Raw genomic sequence first — 4,938 nt, forward strand, 5'->3', positions numbered from 1 at the left:
GCGCCTGCCGCATCCCCAGCCTGCCCCCGCCAGTACGCCAGGTTGCCTCGGCTGGCCAAGGTGTCGGGGTGGTTGGGGCCGAAAAGCTGGGTGGCGGTGGCACGCAGCTGGGTGTATTCGGCGGCGGCTGCATGAACCTGTCCACTGATGCCGACGCTGGTCGCGGCGCGAAACAGGATCGGGTGGGCCTCATCGTTCCATTCCCATAGGGCGGTGCCAGTAAGGGTGCCCAACGTGGTGGTGTTGACGCGCAAGACGGGCCCGGCCTGATCGCGTTCGACATCCGGCCATACCGTCATCAAGGCATCAGCGGCGATACGCGCGGCGGCGGCTAACTCGGCGCTGGAGAGGGTGTCGCGGGTGGCGCGCTGGATGAGCTGGTGGACCCGCACCTCCTGAAAGGATGCGGTGGGGTCGTGGTTGATGAGGCTGAAGCGGTGCAACACCCGCAGCCCGTCGTGGGCGTCAGCGGCCGACGCCTCCCTTGTGGCCCTGGGAGATCGTTCGGTGGCCAGGTAGGCCAGCACCGGGGTGCTGGTCAGTACGTCCTGTGGGATGCCGTTCGGATCCAGCACCGCTGCCACCTGCAGCAGGGGGCGAGCCAGTCCGGCGGGCCGCGTACGTTCGGCGCGGTCGATCGACAACGACCAGGCCGCAGCTACGATCGCGGGATGGTCATCGGGCAGAGCGCCCTCCTCGGGTACCACCTCGGCCAGCGTGCGGCGCCGATCGGCCAGCCGCTCCCGATAGCCGGCGCAATCCAGGCCCGCGTCGATCAGGTAGGCGGCCGCCTGCGCCAGCGCCAGCGGCAAATATCCCAGGTCAGCGGCGAGCGCGTCGATCTCAGCGTCGCTGTCGACCCGATCGTGGACGGCGAGCTTGGCGCTCAGGTAGGCGCGTGCCTCAGCCGTGGTGAACACCCCCACCTCCACCACCCGGCGGCCTTGGGCGGCCAGGGCCGCGTCCCGGCGCCGGGTGGTGACCACCACCCGCCCAGCTGCGCCCGAGGGCCACAGCTCCCGCACGTCGGCGGGGTCTTGCACATCGTCGAGCACCACCAGCCACGCCTCCGGCGTGCTCTGGGCCCAGGTGAGAAACCGCCTGGCCGCCTGTTCGACGTCGCCGGGGTCAGTGGGCAGGCCGAGCTCCGTGGCGGCTTGGGCATAGGCGGCCAGGATCTGCGAGCGGGAGGTCGCGCTCACCCATACCAACACCTCCACCTCCCGCTGCTGCCACACCTGGCGGGCGTAGGTGGCGGCGAGCTGGGTCTTGCCGATCCCGCCCATCCCGGCCAGCACCTGTGAGACCACCACCGTCTCGCCGTCTTGAGCGGCCTCGGTAAGCCGGTCGGCGATCTGGCGGGGCTGGAAGCAGTCCGCGGCCCGGGGCACCACCCCCACCCAGCACCGCACCGGCCCGCTCTCCCCCTTCTGCACGGTGGGGGCCAGCGGGTGAGGAGTGGGGGGACGGCCTCCACGCCCGCTGCCCTGCCGGCGCTCGGCCCGCGCCTGCTGCCGAAGCTCCTCCCACCACGCGGCAGACGGCGCAACATACTCAGGGGACTTCTGCCGGGCGCGGCCGCGCAGGAAAGCGATCAGCCAGTCGGCGACCTTCCGGTCAGACGGGACGTTGCGGCCGTTGCGCCAATCACTCCACGACGTGGACGTCACCTTCAACGGTGGCAGTTGCGCGGCCGCCTGCCGCTGGATCGTCGCGCCGTCCGGTGCGCCGGCCGCCTGGTGCAACGCCCGGAGCGCGGCGGCGTACCGGCTGGTCGCATCCACCGCGTCCGCAGCCCCTGCCGCTGCGTCCGTTGAATCGCCGGCACCGCTCATCTTGCTCCCTCTCGCGCATCCGGATCCGGATCGAAACCATCCGGAAAAGCCACCCATCACCCCATTCCCCGAGGTCTCCCACCTTGCCCGCCCCACCGCGCCGATGGAGCCGGATCCGGAAAACCCTCCGAAGCGGCTTGATGAGGGCACCGCCCCGGGCGAGCAGCGCCCGGGGCCCGCGGTAAGGAGAACCGCTCATGATCGACCGCCCGTTCCTGCGCCGCCTGGCCCGCGCCGCCCTGGCCGCCGCGGTACGCAGCGCGGCCGCGGCCGCCGCCTCGGCCCCCGTCGCGCTGACCATCTGGTGGATCACCCACCGCTAACCCGCCCACCGCACTCCGTCCGCCTCAACCCCGGCCCTCGCACCTAAAGCGGAGGCCGGGACACACCTCGAGTAGCTGTTTGACGTCGTCGTAGGTGAGTTACTCGACAGTTAGTGTCTGCTGGTTCAGGTCGAGGTGGAGGGTGCCTCCTGCGTTCGCGCGAAGCTGTCGCCAGGCGGCGTATCCGGTCATGATCGCCTGTTCCCAGTCGGCGGCACGCAGGACGCTCACTTCGAGGTGGGAGGTCATGGTGGCGATGGTCTTGAGGAACTCGTGGTCGATGTGGCGCACGTTCTCGAAGTAGCCGTGGCGGGCGGCGTAGGCGAACACGAGCGCGGAGATGCCTTCTTCGATGGCGATGGCGCGGCCGCCGTCTTCGGCTTCGTCGATCCTGGGGTCGCTCTTGCGTTTGCAGCGCAGTAGGAAGCGTGTGACGGGGGACCAGCCCAGGACGGCGGCGTGGGCTAGGTGGAAGACGTCGTGAAAGCGGTAGTCGTCGTCGATGTGGGAGGAGTCGGTGAGGGGGTCTCCGCACGGCCTGCCGTTGTGGGTCAGTACCGCGACGCTGCGGCCGTCGCGGTCGCGCTGCTGCAGGGTGAAGGTGAGGGTGGCTTGTCGTGGGAGCTGTTCGGCTTGGGGGAAGGTGGCGTCGAAGAAGACGCGCTCAGCCGTGGGGGTGGTAAGCCACCAGTCGTTGATCTTTACGAGGCTCGCGGCGGCGACGTCTTCCAGGTCGAGGTCGAAGCGGTGCGCGAGGGCCGCGACGTACCACAGGACGTCGCCGAGTTCCTCGCGTAAGAGGTGCTTGCCGGAGGTCATGCCGGGCCCATCGCGCAGGTGCTTTTTGTAGGCGGTGGCCAGGGATCCGACCTCGCCGGTCAGGCCGAGCAGGGGGACCATCACGGGGTCGGCGCCGGGAGCGGCGGGCTGAAGGGTCTTGATCGCCGCCTGCTGGTAGCGGTTAAAGTGCATCACGCCTCCCGTTGGATAACCCGGCATCATCGTCGGCATCGCCGACGTTGTCGTATAGTAGAACAGTGATGCCGGAGAATCCGACGAACGGGAGAGACTCCTGAAAACGCTCGAGCCGCCCCTGGAGGACATCGTCGCCCTCGTCCTAGAACTCCTGGCGCAACGACAAGACCGCGACCCCGGCGAACTGCGCATGGAACTGGAACAGAGTGGCCAGGAGCTGCCGGTCAACTCGATCCTGGTCGTCGAGATCTTGACCCAGGTCGAGGAGCGCTACGGCATCACGGTTCCCACCAACGAAGAAACCGCCCGCTCCACGCGGTCTGTGTACACCTTCGCCGCCACCGTCTTGAAGGTGATCAAGGAAAGGCACCACTCATGACCCCTGCTTCGGCCGAGGCGCGTAACCGCGACCCCGAGCTGGACCTGCTCGCCGAACGACTGCGCCACACCCGCGACTACCTGGGCATGTCACAGCAGTATGTGTGCGACATGACCGGCATCCCGCGCTCTGCGGTCAGCGACATCGAACGCGGCGCCCGGCGCGTCGACAGCTTGGAGCTTAAGAAGCTCGCCCGCCTCTACACCCGGCCGGTGTCTTACTTCCTGGCCAAGGAAGAGGACGCCGATCCAGGTGAGCACGCCCTGGCCGGGATGCCCCGCGCTCTGGTCGGCCTGACCGATGGAGACTGGGAGGAGGTCATCAGCTTCGCTGAGTTCTTGAAGTACCGGCGCGCCCAGGAGGAGGCACCGGACACAGAGCAAGACGGCGGACACGTGACGCCGTCCAGGCCGGCTGAGTGAACTGGGACGTCGCCTACACGGTCGCCGCGATGGCGGCCGTGCAGGCCCACCGCGACCTGGGAATCGACCGCGACGACTACGTCGACGTGCACGGCGCGCTACGAGAAGCCGGGCTGGACGGGATAGTGCGGCCCATGCCGCGCCTGTTCGGGATGTACTTCTCCGCGTCTGACGGCGGGCCGGCGGTGCTCCTGAACGAAAAATTGGACATCATCACCCAAAGGCATACAGCAGCGCATGAGCTGGGTCACCACTGCCTGGGACATGGCACCGCCCTCGACAAGGAACTGGACCGCACCGTCGGCTGGGGAGATGGCAGTTGGCCCGATGAGGAGAAGACCGCCGAGGCCTTCGCGGCGTGGTTCCTCATGCCCCTGCCCGCGGTGGAATCGGCGCTGCGGCGACTCGGTGTCGAGCGCCCCCGGGTGCCCGAACACGCCTACCAAGTAGCCCGCTGGCTGGGCACCTCCTACACCGGGACCGTGAACCACCTGCACCGGCTGCGGCTCCTGACGCAAGCACAAAAGGCCACCTGGTTGAAGACCAAGCCTGCCGCGATCAAGGCGGTGTTGGCCGGTGGCATGGTGCCCAGCAAGGCACATGTCCACGTGATCGACACGGCCGCCCACCAGGCGACGGTGCGGGTGGACGTAGGTGACCTGGTCGTGCTGCGCACCCCCGGCGCGCACTTCGATGCGCTGCCCACCTGCCTGGTCCCCACCGGCAACCCCGAAGGGCAGCTGTTGTGGGACGAGGACGCCTCTGCAACTGTCGCGGAAGTCACCGATGCCCTCACCGGCACGGCCACGGTGACGGTGCGCGTGCCGGGCGCTGCTGATCTGCTTGAGGTCACCGTCGCGCGGCAGTCGCCGCGCGTTGGCGTCCTGGAGCTTTGGCCGACCTGACCGCACTAGGGCCTGTTCTGAGTTCAGATCGTGAGGTTGTGCTGCGCGGTACCGTCCGGCCCTGGTAGGCGAAGGGGTATGACACGTGGTGACCTCACC

Annotated in this window: 6 protein-coding genes; 4 read left to right on the forward strand and 2 right to left on the reverse strand. The window is 68.6% G+C overall.

All coding sequences use genetic code 11. The features are described from left to right. Positions 1-1,835: NB-ARC domain-containing protein (locus AB0F88_RS37145; RefSeq protein ID WP_362695435.1), on the reverse strand; the 1,835-nt coding region annotated here is incomplete at its 3' end. 197 nt (positions 1,836-2,032) lie between these two features. On the opposite strand from AB0F88_RS37145, the gene AB0F88_RS37150 reads away from it, so the two are divergent. Then, entirely contained in the window at positions 2,033-2,158 is a 126-nt protein-coding gene (locus tag AB0F88_RS37150; protein ID WP_362695437.1) for a hypothetical protein, read from the forward strand. Between the two features lie 99 nt (positions 2,159-2,257). Here AB0F88_RS37150 and AB0F88_RS37155 read toward each other — a convergent pair whose 3' ends face one another. Next, positions 2,258-3,130: a nucleoside triphosphate pyrophosphohydrolase family protein gene (locus AB0F88_RS37155; RefSeq protein WP_362695439.1), complete on the reverse strand. Its 873-nt coding sequence runs from the start codon at positions 3,128-3,130 to the stop codon at positions 2,258-2,260. 154 nt (positions 3,131-3,284) lie between these two features. On the opposite strand from AB0F88_RS37155, the gene AB0F88_RS37160 reads away from it, so the two are divergent. Genes AB0F88_RS37160 through AB0F88_RS37170 form a run of 3 tightly spaced genes read left to right on the forward strand, consistent with a single transcriptional unit; the run spans position 3,285 to position 4,839 of the window. Then, positions 3,285-3,512, forward strand: coding sequence for a phosphopantetheine-binding protein (locus AB0F88_RS37160; RefSeq protein ID WP_362695463.1), 228 nt, complete (start codon positions 3,285-3,287; stop codon positions 3,510-3,512). Beyond that, positions 3,509-3,934 (forward strand): helix-turn-helix transcriptional regulator, encoded by a 426-nt coding sequence (locus AB0F88_RS37165; protein ID WP_362695441.1) that lies wholly within the window; start codon positions 3,509-3,511, stop codon positions 3,932-3,934. Before AB0F88_RS37160 ends, AB0F88_RS37165 begins: the two co-directional genes overlap by 4 nt. Then, positions 3,931-4,839 (forward strand): ImmA/IrrE family metallo-endopeptidase, encoded by a 909-nt coding sequence (locus AB0F88_RS37170; RefSeq protein WP_362695443.1) that lies wholly within the window; start codon positions 3,931-3,933, stop codon positions 4,837-4,839. Before AB0F88_RS37165 ends, AB0F88_RS37170 begins: the two co-directional genes overlap by 4 nt. The last annotated feature ends 99 nt before the right edge of the window (positions 4,840-4,938 follow it).

The sequence above is a fragment of the Streptosporangium sp. NPDC023963 genome (assembly GCF_040639135.1).
GTDB lineage: Bacteria > Actinomycetota > Actinomycetes > Streptosporangiales > Streptosporangiaceae > Streptosporangium.